Raw genomic sequence first — 16757 nt, forward strand, 5'->3', positions numbered from 1 at the left:
CCACACACAGCAGGTTCAACGAGGAGGCGCTGCGGTGACTGAGCTTCGGTTTGTCCATCTGGGCTTCGGGCCGGAATCCGTCGAGTACACCGCGGCCTGGGAAGAGCAGCGCCGGGTGCACGCCGCCCGCTTCGCCGACGAGATCGACGACACCTGCCTGATGGTGGAGCACGAGCCGGTCTACACCGCCGGCCGGCGCACGGATCCCAGTGAGCGCCCCTTGGACGGGACCCCGGTCATCGACGTGGACCGCGGCGGCAAGATCACCTGGCACGGCCCTGGCCAGCTGGTCGGCTATCCGATCATGAAGCTGCCGCGTCCCGTCGACGTGGTCGCCCACGTGCGCCGCCTCGAGGAAGCCCTCATCCGCACCGCCGCCGACTTCGGCCTGGAGACGACCCGGATCGAGGGCCGTTCCGGCGTCTGGGTGCTCGGCGACCCCGTGGAGCAGCGCCCGGCGATCGGCGGCCTCTCCCTCGACTTCACGGTGCCCGCCACGGACCCGCGTACGGGCGACGACGAGTTCGACGCCCGTCTCCACGGCCCCGAGTACGCCCCGTCCAACGCCGGCCAGCGCCGCGAGGACCGCAAGCTCGCCGCCATCGGCATCCGCGTCGCCAAGGGCGTCACGATGCACGGCTTCTCCCTGAACGTGAACCCGGACAGCACCTGGTTCGACCGGATCATCCCCTGCGGGATCCGGGACGCCGGTGTGACCTCGCTCTCGTACGAACTGGGCCGGGAGGTCACCATCGCCGAGGTGCTGCCGGTCGTCGAACGGCACCTGAGGGACGTGCTGGAGAACGCCGAGCTGCGGCCCCGCGAGATCGAAGCCGCCGGGGCCTGACCCCGCGGGGGAATGCGTCCGGCCGGCCCCCGGTTGGCGGACGTAAGAGCGTACGAATTTACGGGCGTACCCTGGTGGGCGCCGAAGAATCGAAGTCACAGGGAGCCGGTCGTGTCCGCAGTCGCACCCGACGGACGCAAGATGCTGCGCCTGGAGGTCCGTAACAGTCAGACCCCCATCGAGCGCAAGCCCGAGTGGATCAAGACCCGGGCGAAGATGGGTCCCGAGTACACCAAGATGCAGGCCCTGGTGAAGGGCGAAGGACTGCACACGGTGTGCCAGGAAGCCGGCTGTCCGAACATCTACGAATGCTGGGAGGACCGCGAGGCCACCTTCCTCATCGGTGGCGACCAGTGCACCCGGCGCTGTGACTTCTGCCAGATCGACACGGGCAAGCCCGAGGCCCTCGACCGGGACGAGCCGCGTCGCGTCGGCGAGTCCGTGGTCACCATGGACCTGAACTACGCCACCATCACCGGCGTCGCCCGCGACGACCTGGCGGACGGCGGCGCGTGGCTGTACGCGGAGACCGTGCGCCAGATCCACCAGCAGACGGCCGGCCGCGAGGCCGGGCACACCAAGGTCGAGCTGCTGGCCCCCGACTTCAACGCGGTTCCGGAGCTGCTGGAGGAGGTCTTCGCCTCCCGTCCCGAGGTCTTCGCGCACAACGTCGAGACGGTGCCGCGGATCTTCAAGCGGATCCGCCCCGGCTTCCGGTACGAGCGCTCCCTCGAGGTGATCACCAAGGCCCGCGCGTACGGCCTGGTCACCAAGTCGAACCTGATCCTCGGCATGGGCGAGGAGCGCGAGGAGGTCAGCCAGGCGCTGAAGGACCTCCACGAGGCCGGCTGCGAGCTCATCACCATCACCCAGTACCTGCGGCCCTCGCCGCGGCACCACCCCGTGGAGCGCTGGGTGAAGCCGGCCGAGTTCGTGGAGCTGGCGAAGGAGGCCGAGGAGATCGGCTACTCCGGCGTGATGTCCGGCCCGCTGGTCCGCTCCTCGTACCGCGCCGGACGCCTGTACAACCAGGCGATGGAGAAGCGCGCCCGGACCGGAGCGCAGTCCTCCTGACTCTGTGTGCGTGTGAACTCACGCACAATGCTTACCAATCGGTAACACCGCATCGGCGCGGCCCCTAGGCTTCTTTCGTGTGAGAAGTCCGGCGGGCCGCGTCTTTGTTTGCAACGTGTCCATCACATTTGACCGACCGGCCATGCCCTGGTAACACCAGTCGGTGACGCTGGATCCACGCACCGCACACGCCACAGAGCGAGCAGCGAGAGTAGGGGTCGACATCATGCAGGCCGCGCCAGTCCGCGCCATCGCCATCCCGTCCTTCAGCGAGGCCTTCCGGGGCCTGGAATCGCTGCTCATGAGCGGTGCCCGGCGCAATGCCTGGGCGGCCGTCCTGGAGGACCGCCGCCGGGCGAAGGACCGGGTGGAAACCGAGCACGTACTCGAGGCCGCGGCGACCCGGACCCCGCAGGACACGTAAACTCGCCTCATGGCGAGGAAGTCAAACGCAGAGACTGCTGCGAACCCCGGGCGACTGAAGCAGATCGCCCTGACGTACAAAATGACGCGCAAGGCCGACCCCAAGGTCGGTCTCATCGTCGCGGGCGTGGGAATCGTCACCTTCGGTGTCTTCCTTGCGATCGGCTTCCTGATCGGCCACCCGGTCTACCTGGGCATCCTGGGCTTCCTGGTGGCGTTCCTCGCGATGGCGATCGTCTTCGGGCGTCGGGCCGAGCGGGCTGCCTTCGGGCAGATGGAGGGGCAGCCGGGCGCTGCCGCGGCCGTACTGGACAACGTGGGGCGGGGCTGGACCACCACCCCGGCCGTCGCGATGAACCGGAACCAGGACATCGTCCACCGGGCCGTCGGCAAGGCGGGCGTGGTCCTGATCGCGGAGGGCAACCCGAACCGGGTCAAGACCCTGCTCGCGGCCGAGAAGAAGAAGCTGGCCCGGATCATGCCCGACATCCCGGTCCACGACTTCATCGTGGGCACCGGCGAGGGCGAGGTGCCGCTCAAGAAGGTCCGTACGACGCTGCTGAAGCTGCCGCGCGTCCTGTCCGGCCCGCAGATCACGCAGGTCAACGACAAGCTCCGGGCCATGGGTGACCTCATGAGCAACATGCCGGTCCCGAAGGGCCCGATGCCCAAGGGCATGCGCATGCCGCGCGGCGGAAAGATGCGCTGACCGTCTCCTCGTAACCCAGAGGGACGCGGAGGGACATGAAAGGGGCGCCTCCCGGCCGGATGGCCGGGAGGCGCCCCTTTGTGTATACGAGCGGCGTATACGAGCCACCGCCCCCGCGCGCGAACACCTCTACGCGACGGCGGTGGTGTACCGCTAGATCCTGACCTGGACGGCGCCCGCGAGGCGGTCGTGCAGCCCGCGCCCGTCACGGTCCCAGACCAGCGCCGGGACGACGAGGGCCAGCAGCAGGGTGCGCAGCACCACACGGGGGATGCCGAGGCGGCCGCCGTCCTGCCCGATCACCCGGAGTCCGAGGATCCGCTTGCCGGGGGTGAATCCCACGGTGGCCACGGTCAGCAGGGTCAGGGACAGGAAGAGCGCGAGCGTCCAGTTGCCCGCGGCGGCCAGGTCTCCGTGCGTGATGAGCCCGTAGGCGATCAGCTGGCAGCCGATCCAGTCGATGGCGACTGCGCCGAGCCGGCGTCCGAAGCGGGCCGCGGAGCCGGGGCCCGACTGGGGCAGGCCGAGCCGCTGGCCCGGATAGCCGAAGTCGACGCCCATCTCCTCGGCGGCCGCGCGCGGGCCGGAGAGCCAGGAACCGATTGCTTGCCTGTTGTCCACTCCACCACGGTACCGGTGCTCCTCCAGAGGACCTGGACCGGACCCTGGTTAACTTGTGCGAAACAAATGGGTCATGCTTGGGAAATCCCGTCTGCTTATGGTCGGGTCAGCGTGCGGCACCGCACTGACGCGCCACGAGCTATAAAGCCCGTCCCTGCCCCGGGACCGGGAGTAGGAGGAGTTGGATGTTCAAGAACGCCGACGAAGTGAAGCAGTACATCGAGGAGAACGACGTCAAGTTCGTCGACGTCCGCTTCTGCGACCTGCCTGGTGTGATGCAGCACTTCACCATCCCGGCGCGAGCGTTCGACCCGGCGGAGGAGCTTGCCTTCGACGGTTCCTCGATCCGCGGCTTCCAGGCGATCCACGAGTCCGACATGGCGCTGCGTGCCGACATCAGCACCGCGCGTCTGGACCCGTTCCGCAAGGACAAGACGCTCAACATCAACTTCTTCATCCACGACCCGATCACGGGTGAGGCCTACAGCCGCGACCCGCGCAACATCGCGAAGAAGGCCGAGGCCTACCTCGCCTCCACCGGCATCGCCGACACCGCGTTCTTCGGCCCCGAGGCCGAGTTCTACGTGTTCGACAGCGTGCGCTTCGCGACCTCCGCGAACGAGGGCTTCTACCACATCGACTCCGAGGCCGGCGCCTGGAACACCGGTTCCGAGGAGAACAACCGCGGCTACAAGGTCCGCTACAAGGGCGGTTACTTCCCGGTCGCCCCGGTCGACCACTTCGCCGACCTGCGCGCCGAGATCTCCCTCGAGCTGGACGCCCAGGGCCTCCAGGTCGAGCGCCAGCACCACGAGGTCGGCACCGGTGGCCAGGCCGAGATCAACTACAAGTTCAACACGCTGCTGGCCGCGGCCGACGACCTGATGCTCTTCAAGTACATCGTGAAGAACGTCGCCTGGAAGAACGGCAAGACCGCGACCTTCATGCCGAAGCCGATCTTCGGTGACAACGGCTCGGGCATGCACGTGCACCAGTCGCTGTGGGCCGGCGGCGAGCCGCTCTTCTACGACGAGGCCGGCTACGCGGGCCTGTCGGACACCGCCCGCTACTACATCGGCGGCATCCTCAAGCACGCCCCGTCGCTGCTCGCCTTCACCAACCCGACGGTGAACTCGTACCACCGCCTGGTGCCGGGCTTCGAGGCGCCGGTCAACATGGTGTACTCGCAGCGCAACCGCTCCGCCGCCATGCGCATCCCGATCACGGGCTCGAACCCGAAGGCCAAGCGCGTCGAGTTCCGCGCGCCGGACCCGTCCTCGAACCCGTACCTGGCCTTCTCGGCCCTGCTCCTCGCGGGCCTCGACGGCATCAAGAACAAGATCGAGCCGATGGAGCCGATCGACAAGGACCTCTACGAGCTCTCGCCCGACGAGCACGCGAGCGTCCCGCAGGTCCCGACCAGCCTCGAGGACGTCCTCAAGGCCCTGGAGGAGGACCACGAGTACCTCCTCGCCGGCGGTGTCTTCACCCCGGACCTGATCGAGACCTGGATCGACTACAAGCGCACGCACGAGATCGCCCCGATCGCGCAGCGCCCGCACCCGCACGAGTTCGAGCTCTACTTCGACCTCTAAAAACGCGGATCGTGCCTGATGGAAGGCCCCCCGCCGCTCTCCGTGGAGAGCGGCGGGGGGCCTTCTGCTTTTGACAGGCCGCTCGGCCCGCGCAACGGTTGATAGGAAGTAAAAGCCCGATAAGCCCGACATGTTCGGAGGTGCATGAAGATGCGCCGTAGGATCGTTGGAGCCGTTGTCGCCGGAGCCGCCGGACTCGCCCTGGGTCTGCTGCCCGTCACCAATGCCTCCGCCCACGACGGGGGCTGGGACTCCCGCTCGGACCACCGTCACTCCGGCCACTGGGACGACGGCTGTGGTGGGAACGGCCGCTGGCACGGCCACGACCGCGGCTGGAACGACAACGACTGGGGCAACCGGGACCACGCCGGCTGGCACCACCACGACGACTGGCACGACGACTGGGGCGGGTGGCGCTGACCCACGGCTGACCCACGCAACCGACTGTCCTCACGATGCCCCTGCTCCGCGCCTCAGCGGAGCAGGGGCATCGCGCCGGTGAGCTCGCGCAGGGCTCGGACGGCGAGGTCCGCGGGGGAGCCGGGGCCCGAGACCGGGCCGTCGCCGGCGGACCAGAGCTCCAGGGAGACGCGGATCGCGTCCGTGGCGGCCGCCGCGAGGAGGCGTACCGACATCGGGTCCGCCTCCGGACCGGCCAGCCGGGCCACCACGGGGACCAGTCGCTCCTCGGAGTCCTGGTTGACCCGGTACCAGACCGCCCGCAGGGCCTCGTCCGAGGCGGCGGCCCGCAGCAGGCCGCGGGTGACCCGCAGCCCCTCCTCGACGGTCTTGGAATCGCTCAGCGAGCGGGTCACCGCACGCTCCAGGGCCTCCGCGAGGGGAGTCCCCGGCTGCTCCTCCGCGAGCAGCGCGCGCCAGGCGTCCCCGCCGCCCGCCAGCAGCGGGGCCACGGCCTCCTGCTTGTTGCGGAAGTAGCGGTAGAAGGTGCGCAGGGCGACTCCGGCCCGGTGGGCGATGTCCTCCGCGGTGGTGCGGTCGGGGCCGTGCGCGGCGAAGAGCTCGCAGGCGGCGCGGGCGATGTCGAGCTGGGTGGCGGCCTTGCGGCGCTCGGTGAGCGACTGGGCTCCGGGGCCGCTCTGGGGGGAGTACGGGCGGGGAGATCTCACGGGTGCAGCCTACGCCAGGACGGGCTGTGGAATGCATTGGCTGCCAGTCTGGCAAACCGTGTCACCCACTCGGTACGCTCGCCCCATGAACCGTTACGAAGGACGCCGCGTCCTCATCACCGGCGGCGGCTCCGGCATCGGCCGGGCCACCGTCCACCGCATTCTCTCCGAGGGCGGCCGCGTCCACGCCGTCGACGTGAACGAGGCCGGACTGAAGGCCACCGCCGGGCAGGCGGCCGCCGACGGCCGGGCCGGCCGGCTGACCACCGCGGTCCTCGACATATCCGACGAGGCCGCCGTCCGGACGGGCGTCGCCGCCGCCGTCGACGCCCTCACCGGCATCGACGTACTGGTCAACGCGGCGGGCATCCTGCGCTCCGCGCACACCCACCGCACCACGCTCGACCTGTGGAACCAGGTGATCTCGGTCAACCTGACCGGCACCTTCCTGATGATCCGCGAGTCGCTCCCGGCACTGCTCGCGGGCGAGCAGCCCGTGGTCGTCAACTTCAGCTCCACCTCGGCGAGCTTCGCCCACCCCTACATGTCCGCCTACGCGGCCAGCAAGGGCGGCATCCAGTCCATGACCCACGCGCTGGCCGCCGAGTACAGCAAGCAGGGCCTGCGCTTCGTCTCCGTGGCCCCCGGCTCCATCGAGAGCGGCATGACCACCGGCGCCGGCCCGGGCCTGCCCGAGGACACCGACTGGAGCCTGTTCGCCAAGCTCGCCCCCGCCCTCGGCCAGGGCTTCGCCGGCCCGGAGACCGTCGCCGGGGTCGTCGCCATGCTGGGTTCCGAGGACGGCGCCTTCATCACCGGCACCGAGATCCGCATCGACGGCGGCACCCACTACTGACCGCCGAACCGCTCCCAGAGCCGGGGGAAGCGCTCCGCCAGCACGGCTTCGTTCTCGAAGTCCAGCGGGGTGCCCTCCGGCTCCTCCGCCTGCAACGGGATGCCCAGATCCGGCGCCACCGCCCCGGTGAGCTGCTCGTACGCCTCGTCGGCCGCGTACCCCAGCTCCTCGCCGTCCCCGTCGATCTCCTCGTCGAAATCGTCCAGCAGCTCCGCCAGCCGGTCCGGATCGTGCACCGCGCCCTCGAAGACCTCCCGGCCCTGCCCGATCAGCCAGCACCGGAAGTAGTCGAACGCGTCGTCGCTCGCCCCGCCGAGCAGCACCCAGGCCGCGCCCCACAGGTCCCAGGTGTACGCCCGGTTGTACCGGGACTCGAAGTGCCGCGCGAAGTCCAGCACGGAGTCGGGATCGAGCTGCGCCAGCCGTTCCACGAGCAGCTCGGCGTGTTCCTCGGGGTCGCCCTCGGCGGCCTCGCGGGTACGGTCGACGATCTCCCAGAACTCCGTCTCGTCCATCACCGCTCCAGCATCACGGGTGCGCCCCCGCGCCGCCACCGCTCATACGGCCAAAGGCCGGTGCCCGACCCCCCGTGGGGGTGGACACCGGCCTCCGGCACGTCAGCGGCACACGGCTCAGAGGCCGTAGCGCTCCCGGGCCTCCTTGACGGCGGACGCCGGGACCTCGCCGCGGCGGGCGAGCTGGGCCAGCGCGGCCACCGCGATCGACTGGGCGTCGACGCCGAAGTGGCGGCGCGCGCCCTCGCGGGTGTCGGACAGACCGAAGCCGTCCGTGCCCAGCGAGGTGTAGTCCTGCGGCACCCACTGGCTGATCTGGTCCGGGACCTGGCGCATCCAGTCGGAGACGGCCAGGACCGGGCCCGGGGCGCCCTCCAGCACGCGGGTCACGTACGGGGTGCGCTCCTCGCCGCGCAGCAGCGCCTCGTCGCACTCCAGCGCGTCGCGCCGCAGCTCGCCCCACGAGGTGGCGGACCAGACGTCGGCGGCCACGTTCCAGTCGGCGGCGAGCAGTCGCTGCGCCTCCAGGACCCAGTGGATCGCGGTGCCCGAGGCCATGAGCTGGATCTTCGGGGCGTCGGCGGCCGGCGCGGCCTCGCCCAGGTCCGAGGCCTGGTTGAAGCGGTACAGGCCCTTGAGGATGCCCTCTTCCACGCCCTCGGGCATGGCCGGCTGCACCTTCGGCTCGTTGTAGACCGTCAGGTAGTAGAAGACGTCTTCCGGCTGCTCGCCGTACATCCGGCGCAGGCCGTCCTTGACGATCACCGCGATCTCGTACGCGAAGGCCGGGTCGTAGTTGAGCGACGCCGGGTTCGTGGACGCGATCAGGTGCGAGTGGCCGTCCGCGTGCTGGAGGCCCTCACCGGTCAGCGTGGTGCGGCCGGCGGTGGCGCCGACGATGAAGCCCTTGCCGAGCTGGTCGGCGAGCTGCCACATCTGGTCGGCGGTGCGCTGCCAGCCGAACATCGAGTAGAAGATGTAGAAGGGGATCATCGGCTCGCCGTGCGTCGCGTACGACGTGCAGGCGGCGATGAAGTCGGCCATGGCGCCGGCCTCGGTGATCCCCTCGTTGAGGATCTGGCCGTCCTTGGCCTCCTTGTAGTACATCAGCTGGTCGCGGTCGACCGGCTCGTACGTCTGGCCGAGCGGCGAGTAGATGCCGGCCGACGGGAAGAGGGACTCCATACCGAAGGTACGGGCCTCGTCGGGGACGATCGGCACCCAGCGCTTGCCGGTCTCCTTGTCCCGCATCAGGTCCTTGACGAGGCGGACGAAGGCCATGGTGGTGGCCATCTCCTGCTTGCCGGAGCCCTTGATCAGCGGGGCGAAGGAGCGCTCGGCCGGGGCGGGCAGGGCCACGTGGTGGACCTTGCGGGCCGGGGCCGGGCCGCCGAGGGCCGCGCGGCGCTCGTTCAGGTACTGGACCTCGGGGCTGTTCGCGCCCGGGTGGCCGTACGGGACCTGGCCGTCGGCGAAGGCGCTGTCCGGGATCGGGAGGCCGAGGAGGTCGCGCATGTCCTTGAACTCGTCGGTCGTCAGCTTCTTCATCTGGTGGTTCGCGTTCTTCGACTCGAACCCGGCGCCCAGCGTGTAGCCCTTGACGGTCTGCGCGAGGATGACCGTCGGCGCGCCCTTGTGCTCCAGGGCGGCCTTGTACGCGGCGTAGACCTTGCGGGGCTCGTGGCCGCCGCGGGAGGTGTGGAAGCACTCGGCGATCTTCGCGTCGGACAGTACGCCGGCCAGCTGCACGAGCTCGGCGTTGACGCCGAAGAAGTGCTGGCGGATGTAGGCCACGTCGCGGGTCGCGTACGTCTGGAACTGCGCGTCCGGTACCTCGCGCAGACGGCGTACCAGGGCGCCCGTGGTGTCGAGCTGGAACAGCTCGTCCCAGGCGGTGCCCCACAGGGTCTTGATGACGTTCCAGCCGGCGCCGCGGAACTGGGCCTCCAGCTCCTGGACCACGCGGAAGTTGGCGCGGACCGGGCCGTCGAGGCGCTGCAGGTTGCAGTTGATGACGAAGGTCAGGTTGTCGAGCTGCTCGCGGGAGGCCAGGGCCAGGGCGGCGGTCGACTCGGGCTCGTCCATCTCGCCGTCGCCGAGGAAGGCCCAGACGTGCGAGTTGGAGGTGTCCTTGATCCGGCGGTTCTCCAGGTAGCGGTTGAAGCGCGCCTGGTAGATCGCGGAGAGCGGGCCGAGGCCCATGGAGACCGTGGGGAACTCCCACAGCCACGGCAGGCGCCGCGGGTGCGGGTAGGACGGCAGGCCGTTGCCGCCGGACTCCTGGCGGAAGTTGTCGAGCTGCTGCTCGGAGACGCGCCCGTCGAGGAAGGCGCGGGCGTAGATGCCGGGGGAGGCGTGGCCCTGGATGTAGAGCTGGTCGCCCGATCCGTCGGCCTCCTTCCCGCGGAAGAAGTGCTGGAAGCCGGTCTCGTACAGCCACGCGGCGGAGGCGAAGGTGGCGATGTGGCCGCCGACGCCGTACTTGGAGCCGCGGGTCACCATGGCGGCCGCGTTCCAGCGGTTCCAGGCGGTGATCCTGGCCTCCATCTCCTCGTCACCGGGGAAGGCCGGCTCGGCGGAGGTGGGGATGGTGTTGACGTAGTCCGTCTCCAGCAGCTTCGGCAGGGCGAGGCCGGCGGCCTCGGCGTGCTGGAGGGTGCGGCGGAGCAGGTATTCGGCGCGGCGCGTACCGGCGGCCTTGGCGACGGCGTCGAGGGAGGCCGCCCATTCGGCGGTCTCTTCGGTGTCGCGGTCCGGGAGCTGGTCGAGCTCGCTCGGAAGCTTTCCTACGGGGTCGGACATCGGTGTGCGCCGCCTTCCGGACAAAGGAGAGGAGGTGGTGAAGAAAACCCTGACGGGCAGGACAGGGTCGATGGGCCCGGGTGGGGCCCGCAGTGACTGTAAGTCCCTGATCGATGATCGATCAAATAAAAGTGACGAATATTCGACGATGAGACGAAAGTCGGCACCCGGTGCCATGAACGCAGGCACGCCGTGCCGGTTTCATGAGTACACGACAAAGGGCTGGCGATCCTCTGGAGGATCGCTCAAAACCGCAGGTCAGGCACTACGTGGGGCGCAGCCCAGGACATGCCGCTTCACCAGCACCCCGATGTCCGGGTCCTGGCTGCGGAAGGCCGCGACGAGTGCCTCGTGCTCCTCCGCGTAGGACTTCTGGACGGTTCCCAGCCACCGGATGGACAGGGCCGTGAACACCTCGATCCCCAGGCTCTCCCAGGTGTGCAGCAGCACGCTGTTCCCGGCCGCCCGCACCATCTCCCGGTGGAATCCCACCGTGTGCCGTACCTGTGCCGTGCCGTCCTGGGCGCGGTCGGCCTCCCAGAGGGCGGCCACGTGCGGCTCCAGCGCCGAGCAGTCGCCCGCCAGCTTCGGCGCGGCCAGCTCGGCCGCGATCTGCTCCAGGCCGGCCCGGACCGGGTAGATCTCCTCCAGATCGGCGGCCGAGAGGTTCCGCACCCGTACGCCCTTGTTCGGCGCCGACTCGATCAGCCGCAGCGTCTCCAGCTCGCGCAGCGCCTCGCGGACGGGCGTCTGGCTGACCTCCAGCTCCACGGCGATCCGCCGCTCGACGATCCGCTCACCCGGCTTCCAGCGGCCGCTGACGATCCCCTCCACGATGTGCTCGCGGATCTGTTCGCGCAGCGAGTGCACGACGGGTGGGGTGATCATCGGGGTTCAACTCCTGTGTGTGCGGCACGCGGGGCCTGATGCCTAGACAATAAGGCCGCCGTGGCCCGCTGCGATGGGTTCGTGGTCAGGGACGCAGGGTGAGGCTCGTTACAACGACGGCGCCCCCGGCCGGAAAGATCCCGGTCGGGGGCGCCGCGATGCGACAGACGGTGCTGCGCGAGGGCCTTACAGGCCGAGCTCGACCTCGAACTCGCCGGCCTCGAGGATCGCCTTGACGGCGGTCAGGTACCGGGCCGCGTCCGCGCCGTCCACCAGGCGGTGGTCGTAGGACAGGGTCAGGTACGTCATGTCACGGATGCCGATGTTGGTGCCCTCGGCGGTCTCGATGACCACCGGGCGCTTGACCGTGGCACCGATGCCCAGGATCGCGACCTGGTTCGGCGGCACGATCACCGTGTCGAACAGCGCACCGCGCGAGCCGGTGTTGCTGATGGTGAAGGTCGCGCCGGACAGCTCGTCCGGGGTGATCTTGTTGCCGCGGACCTTGGCGGCCAGGTCGGCGGTCGCCTTGGAGATGCCCGCCAGGTTGAGGTCACCGGCACCCTTGATGACCGGGGTCATCAGGCCCTTCTCGGAGTCCACGGCGATGCCGATGTTCTCCGAGTCGAAGTAGGTGATGGTGCCCTCGTCGTCGTTGATCCGGGCGTTGACGACCGCGTGGGCCTTCAGCGCCTGGGCGGCGGCCTTGACGAAGAACGGCATCGGGGACAGCTTGACGCCCTCGCGGGCGAGGAAGCCGGCCTTGGCCTTCTCGCGCAGCTTCATGATCTTGGTGATGTCCACCTCGACCACGGAGCTGAGCTGCGCCTGCGAGTGCAGGGCCTTCATCATGTTGTCGCCGATGACCTTGCGCATGCGGGTCATCTTGACGGTCTGGCCACGCAGCTCGGACACCGCGGCCGGAGCCTTGGCGGCGGCCGGAGCGGCGGCGGCCGGAGCCGGAGCCGCAGCGGCGGCCTTGGCGGCCTCGGCGGCGGCCAGGACGTCCTGCTTGCGGATACGGCCACCGACGCCGGTGCCCGTGACCGCCGACAGGTTGACGCCGGACTCCGAGGCGAGCTTGCGCACCAGCGGGGTCACGTACGCGCCCTCGTCGCCGGAGACGGCGGCGGGAGCGGCCGGGGCGGCGACCGGAGCCGGGGCGGCGACCGGAGCGGCCGGGGCCGGAGCCGGGGCGGCGACCGGGGCCGGAGCAGCCGGAGCGGCGGCCGGAGCAGCCGGGGCGGCAGCGGGAGCCGGAGCCGGAGCGGCCGGAGCCGGAGCGGCAGCCGGAGCCGGGGCGGCCGGGGCGGCGGCCGGAGCCGGAGCGGCGGCGGCAGGGGCGGCGGCCGGAGCGGCGCCCGCGACACCGATGACGGCCAGACGGGCGCCGACCTCGGCGGTCTCGTCCTCGCCGACCAGGATCTCCAGCAGGGTGCCGGAGACCGGCGCGGGGATCTCGGTGTCGACCTTGTCCGTGGAGACCTCGAGCAGCGGCTCGTCGGCCTCGACGGACTCGCCGACCTCCTTCAGCCAGCGGGTGACGGTGCCCTCGGTGACGGACTCGCCCAGCGCGGGCAGCACGACGTCGGTGCCGGAGGCGGCCTGGGCCGGAGCGGCGGCAGCCGGGGTCTCGGCCGGTGCGGGGGCGGCCGGGGCCTCGGCGGCGGGGGCCTCGGCGGCGGGGGCCGCAGCCGCGGCCGGCTCGGCGGCCGGCTCGGCGGCAGCGGCCGGAGCGCCGGAGCCGTCGTCGATGACGGCCAGCTCGGCGCCGACCTCGACGGTCTCGTCCTCGGCGACCTTGATGGAGGCCAGGATGCCGGAGACGGGGGAGGGGATCTCGGTGTCGACCTTGTCGGTCGAGACCTCGAGCAGCGGCTCGTCGGCCTCGACGCGCTCGCCCTCGGCCTTGAGCCAACGGGTGACAGTGCCCTCGGTGACGCTCTCGCCGAGCGCCGGAAGGGTTACGGAAACCGGCATGGTTTCAGTTGCTCCTAACGAAAGTGCGGAAGTGGTCGTCGCGCCCGTGACGATTAGTCGTGTGCGTGAAGCGGCTTGCCGGCCAGGGCCAGGTGGGCCTCGCCGAGGGCCTCGTTCTGGGTCGGGTGCGCGTGGATGAGCTGCGCGACCTCGGCCGGCAGGGCCTCCCAGTTGTAGATCAGCTGGGCTTCGCCCACCTGCTCGCCCATGCGGTCACCGACCATGTGGACGCCGACCACGGCACCGTCCTTGACCTGGACGAGCTTGATCTCGCCCGCGGTCTTGAGGATCTTGCTCTTGCCGTTGCCCGCCAGGTTGTACTTCAGGGCGACGACCTTGTCCGCGCCGTAGATCTCCTTGGCCTTGGCCTCGGTGATGCCGACCGAGGCGACCTCGGGGTGGCAGTACGTGACGCGCGGGACACCGTCGTAGTCGATCGGGACGGTCTTCAGACCGGCCAGGCGCTCCGCGACGAGGATGCCCTCCGCGAAGCCGACGTGCGCGAGCTGCAGGGTGGGGACGAGGTCGCCCACCGCGGAGATCGTCGGCACGTTGGTCTGCATGTACTCGTCGACCAGGACGTAGCCGCGGTCCATGGCGACGCCCTGCTCCTCGTAGCCCAGGCCCTGGGACACCGGACCGCGGCCGATGGCGACCAGCAGCACCTCGGCCTCGAAGGTCTTGCCGTCGGCCAGCGTCACGCGGACGCCGGTCTCCGTGTACTCGGCCTTGTCGAAGAAGGTGCCGAGGTTGAACTTGATGCCGCGCTTGCGGAAGGCGCGCTCGAGGATCTTCGAGCTGTTCTCGTCCTCGACCGGGACGAGGTGCTTGAGGCCCTCGATGACGGTGACGTCGGTGCCGAAGGACTTCCACGCCGAGGCGAACTCGACGCCGATGACGCCGCCGCCCAGGATGATCGCGGACTGGGGCACGCGGTCCAGGACCAGAGCGTGGTCCGAGGAGATGATGCGGTCGCCGTCGATGTTCAGGCCCGGCAGCGACTTCGGCACGGAGCCGGTCGCCAGCAGGACGTGGCGGCCCTGGACGCGCTGGCCGTTGACGTCGACGGACGTCGGGGAGGAGAGGCGGCCCTCACCCTCGATGTAGGTCACCTTGCGGGAGGCGACCAGCCCCTGCAGGCCCTTGTACAGGCCGGAGATGACCTCGTCCTTGTACTTGTGCACCCCGGCGATGTCAACGCCCTCGAAAGAGGCCTTGATGCCGAACTGTCCGGCTTCGCGCGCCTGGTCCGCGATCTCACCGGCGTGCAGCAGAGCCTTCGTGGGGATGCAGCCGTTGTGCAGGCAGGTGCCGCCGAGCTTGTTCTTCTCGATCAGCGCAACGTCGAGACCCAGCTGGGATGCGCGGAGCGCCGCGGCGTAACCGCCACTGCCACCGCCGAGGATCACTAGGTCGAAAACGGTGCTGGCGTCGTTCGCCACGTCACGTCCTCCATGCATGTGCGCCGGGCACCGGTCCTCTGTGACCGGGCGGCGGCTGGTAATCGGCCGCTTGTTTCTTCGGCCCTGTGGTGGGGGCCCTGTCCTGCCGAGAACCCATCTTCGCATTTGTCGGGGGGACGCGGGACGCCGGGCCCCGGGTGTGGACCGTGGTTCTGCCCGAGATCCGGGTTACCGCTGCGTAGAAACCTACTGATTCCCTAGGTTTCTTCCAGGGCGAACGCGCCCCGGGACCGCGATCGCGGTCCCGGGGCGCGGTGTGCGTCACAAGGGGCGTCTCACGGGGTGGTACGTGGGGCGCCGGTGCGACGGGGGCGGTACGTCAGCCCAGGTCACCGGTGGCGGTGCGCTCGGCCAGCCGCACCAGGGTGCGCACGGCGGAGCCGGTGCCGCCCTTCGGGGTGTAGCCGTACGGGGAGCCCTCGTGGAAGGCCGGGCCGGCGATGTCCAGGTGGGCCCAGGTGATGCCCTCGCCGACGAACTCCTGGAGGAAGAGGCCGGCCACCAGGCCGCCGCCCATCCGCACGCCCATGTTGGCGATGTCGGCGGTGGGGGAGTCCATGGTCTTGCGCAGGTCCTCGGGGAGCGGCATCGGCCAGGAGGCCTCGCCGACCTCCTCCGCGATCTCGTGGATCGAGGTGCGGAAGGCGTCGTCGTTGGCCATGATGCCGAAGGTGCGGTCGCCCAGCGCCAGCACCATCGCGCCCGTCAGGGTGGCGACGTCGACGATCGCGTCCGGGTTGTCCTCGGAGGCCTTGGTCAGGGCGTCGCCCAGGACCAGGCGGCCCTCGGCGTCCGTGTTCAGGACCTCGACGGTCTTGCCGCTGTACATGCGCAGCACGTCGCCGGGCTTGGTGGCGGAGCCGGAGGGCATGTTCTCGGCGAGCGCGAGCCAGCCGGTGACGTTGACCTGGAGGCCGAGCTTGGCGGCGGCGATGACGGCGGCGAAGACGGCGGCGGCGCCGGCCATGTCGCACTTCATCGTCTCGTTGTGGCCGGCCGGCTTCAGGGAGATGCCACCCGAGTCGTAGGTGATGCCCTTGCCGACGAAGGCGAGGGTCTTCTCCGCCTTGGCGTGGGTGTAGGACAGCTTCACCAGGCGCGGCGGGTTCTCGGAGCCCTTGCCGACGCCCATGATGCCGCCGTAGCCGCCCTTGACCAGGGCCTTCTCGTCGAGGATCTGGACCTTGACGCCGTTCTCCTTCGCGGTCGCGGAGGCGACGGCGGCGAAGGCCTCGGGGGTGAGGTCGTTCGGCGGGGTGTTGATCAGGTCGCGGGCGACGTTGACCTCGGTGGCGACGACGACGGCGCGCTCGGCCGCGGCCTTGTGCTCCTTGTCGCGCGGCTTGGCGCCGAGCAGGGCCACCTCGGCCAGCGGCTGCTTGGGGCCGCCGTTCTTGGAGGCCTTCTTCTCGCCCCCCTGGTAGGCGGTGAAGGCGTACGCGCCGAGCAGCGCGCCCTCGGCCACGGCGGTGACGGCGGAGGCGTCGTCCAGGGGGAGGGCGAAGGCGGCCTTCTTCGAGCCGTGCAGGGCGCGGGAGGCGGAGCCGGCGGCGCGGCGCAGGGCCTCCTCGTCGAAGGGCTCGTCCTGCTCCGGGGCCGTACCGAGGCCGACCGCCAGCACGACCGGGGTCTTGAGGCCGGCCGGGGCGGGCAGCTTGGTCGTCTCGCCCTCGGCGCCCGTGGCGCCCAGCGAGTCGAGCACGGCGGCGAGCTTTCCGTCGAACGCCTTGTCCACGGCCTCCGCGCCGGCGGCCACGACGAGCCCCTTCGGGCCCTTCGCCACGCCGACCACGAGGGCGTCGGCGCGCAGCGTCGCGGCGCCGGCAGTGCTGAGAGTCAGAGCAGTCACGGTGGTGA

Annotated in this window: 15 protein-coding genes; 7 read left to right on the forward strand and 8 right to left on the reverse strand. The window is 70.3% G+C overall.

The window, feature by feature from the left end; genetic code table 11:
* The first annotated feature begins 34 nt into the window (after positions 1-34).
* From lipB to ACZ51S_RS20745, 4 genes are all read left to right on the forward strand, one after another.
* A complete protein-coding gene (gene lipB / locus ACZ51S_RS20730; RefSeq protein ID WP_388935736.1) occupies positions 35-847 on the forward strand; it encodes a lipoyl(octanoyl) transferase LipB in 813 nt (270 codons plus the stop codon).
* Positions 848-958: 111 nt separating this feature from the next.
* Positions 959-1921 (forward strand): lipoyl synthase, encoded by a 963-nt coding sequence (gene lipA, locus ACZ51S_RS20735; RefSeq protein ID WP_388935732.1) that lies wholly within the window; start codon positions 959-961, stop codon positions 1919-1921.
* A gap of 226 nt (positions 1922-2147) precedes the next feature.
* Positions 2148-2345, forward strand: a complete 198-nt coding sequence (locus tag ACZ51S_RS20740) for an SCO2195 family GlnR-regulated protein (protein ID WP_362470288.1) — start codon at positions 2148-2150, stop codon at positions 2343-2345.
* 9 nt (positions 2346-2354) lie between these two features.
* Positions 2355-3053: a DUF4191 domain-containing protein gene (locus ACZ51S_RS20745; RefSeq protein WP_388935728.1), complete on the forward strand. Its 699-nt coding sequence runs from the start codon at positions 2355-2357 to the stop codon at positions 3051-3053.
* Positions 3054-3206: 153 nt separating this feature from the next.
* On the opposite strand, the gene ACZ51S_RS20750 is transcribed toward ACZ51S_RS20745, so the two are convergent.
* Complete coding sequence (locus ACZ51S_RS20750) at positions 3207-3674, reverse strand: RDD family protein (protein WP_388935725.1); 468 nt, start codon at positions 3672-3674, stop codon at positions 3207-3209.
* A 185-nt stretch (positions 3675-3859) separates the two neighbouring features.
* Here ACZ51S_RS20750 and glnA point away from each other — a divergent pair, with 185 nt between their 5' ends.
* Positions 3860-5269, forward strand: a complete 1410-nt coding sequence (gene glnA / locus ACZ51S_RS20755; RefSeq protein ID WP_388935722.1) for a type I glutamate--ammonia ligase — start codon at positions 3860-3862, stop codon at positions 5267-5269.
* 150 nt (positions 5270-5419) lie between these two features.
* Positions 5420-5689 carry a hypothetical protein gene (locus ACZ51S_RS20760; RefSeq protein WP_468961658.1) on the forward strand — a complete coding sequence of 90 codons (270 nt, stop codon included), beginning with the start codon at positions 5420-5422 and terminating at the stop codon, positions 5687-5689.
* A 53-nt stretch (positions 5690-5742) separates the two neighbouring features.
* Here ACZ51S_RS20760 and ACZ51S_RS20765 read toward each other — a convergent pair whose 3' ends face one another.
* Complete coding sequence (locus tag ACZ51S_RS20765) at positions 5743-6396, reverse strand: TetR/AcrR family transcriptional regulator (RefSeq protein ID WP_468477242.1); 654 nt, start codon at positions 6394-6396, stop codon at positions 5743-5745.
* 85 nt (positions 6397-6481) lie between these two features.
* Between ACZ51S_RS20765 and ACZ51S_RS20770 the strand changes: the two genes are divergently transcribed.
* The gene (locus ACZ51S_RS20770) at positions 6482-7252 is read left to right on the forward strand and encodes an SDR family NAD(P)-dependent oxidoreductase (RefSeq protein ID WP_468802188.1); all 771 of its coding nucleotides are present in this window, start codon (positions 6482-6484) and stop codon (positions 7250-7252) included.
* Here ACZ51S_RS20770 and ACZ51S_RS20775 read toward each other — a convergent pair.
* The 6 genes from ACZ51S_RS20775 to ACZ51S_RS20800 all read right to left on the reverse strand — a co-directional run bounded on the left by ACZ51S_RS20775 (position 7246) and on the right by ACZ51S_RS20800 (position 16749).
* Positions 7246-7767 carry a DUF4240 domain-containing protein gene (locus ACZ51S_RS20775; RefSeq protein WP_468883824.1) on the reverse strand — a complete coding sequence of 174 codons (522 nt, stop codon included), beginning with the start codon at positions 7765-7767 and terminating at the stop codon, positions 7246-7248. The genes ACZ51S_RS20770 and ACZ51S_RS20775 overlap by 7 nt on opposite strands.
* Before the next feature lie 117 nt (positions 7768-7884).
* The gene (aceE, locus tag ACZ51S_RS20780; RefSeq protein WP_468477240.1) at positions 7885-10569 is read right to left on the reverse strand and encodes a pyruvate dehydrogenase (acetyl-transferring), homodimeric type; all 2685 of its coding nucleotides are present in this window, start codon (positions 10567-10569) and stop codon (positions 7885-7887) included.
* Positions 10570-10827: 258 nt separating this feature from the next.
* Positions 10828-11454, reverse strand: a complete 627-nt coding sequence (locus tag ACZ51S_RS20785; RefSeq protein WP_468477275.1) for a GntR family transcriptional regulator — start codon at positions 11452-11454, stop codon at positions 10828-10830.
* A 189-nt stretch (positions 11455-11643) separates the two neighbouring features.
* Positions 11644-13437 carry a 2-oxoglutarate dehydrogenase, E2 component, dihydrolipoamide succinyltransferase gene (gene sucB, locus ACZ51S_RS20790; protein WP_468961660.1) on the reverse strand — a complete coding sequence of 598 codons (1794 nt, stop codon included), beginning with the start codon at positions 13435-13437 and terminating at the stop codon, positions 11644-11646.
* Positions 13438-13490: 53 nt separating this feature from the next.
* Positions 13491-14879: a dihydrolipoyl dehydrogenase gene (gene lpdA, locus ACZ51S_RS20795; RefSeq protein WP_388935700.1), complete on the reverse strand. Its 1389-nt coding sequence runs from the start codon at positions 14877-14879 to the stop codon at positions 13491-13493.
* Positions 14880-15219: 340 nt separating this feature from the next.
* A complete protein-coding gene (locus ACZ51S_RS20800) occupies positions 15220-16749 on the reverse strand; it encodes a leucyl aminopeptidase (RefSeq protein ID WP_468477238.1) in 1530 nt (509 codons plus the stop codon).
* Between the last annotated feature and the right edge of the window lie 8 nt (positions 16750-16757).

It is taken from the genome of Streptomyces sp. NPDC034043, from assembly GCF_055575675.1.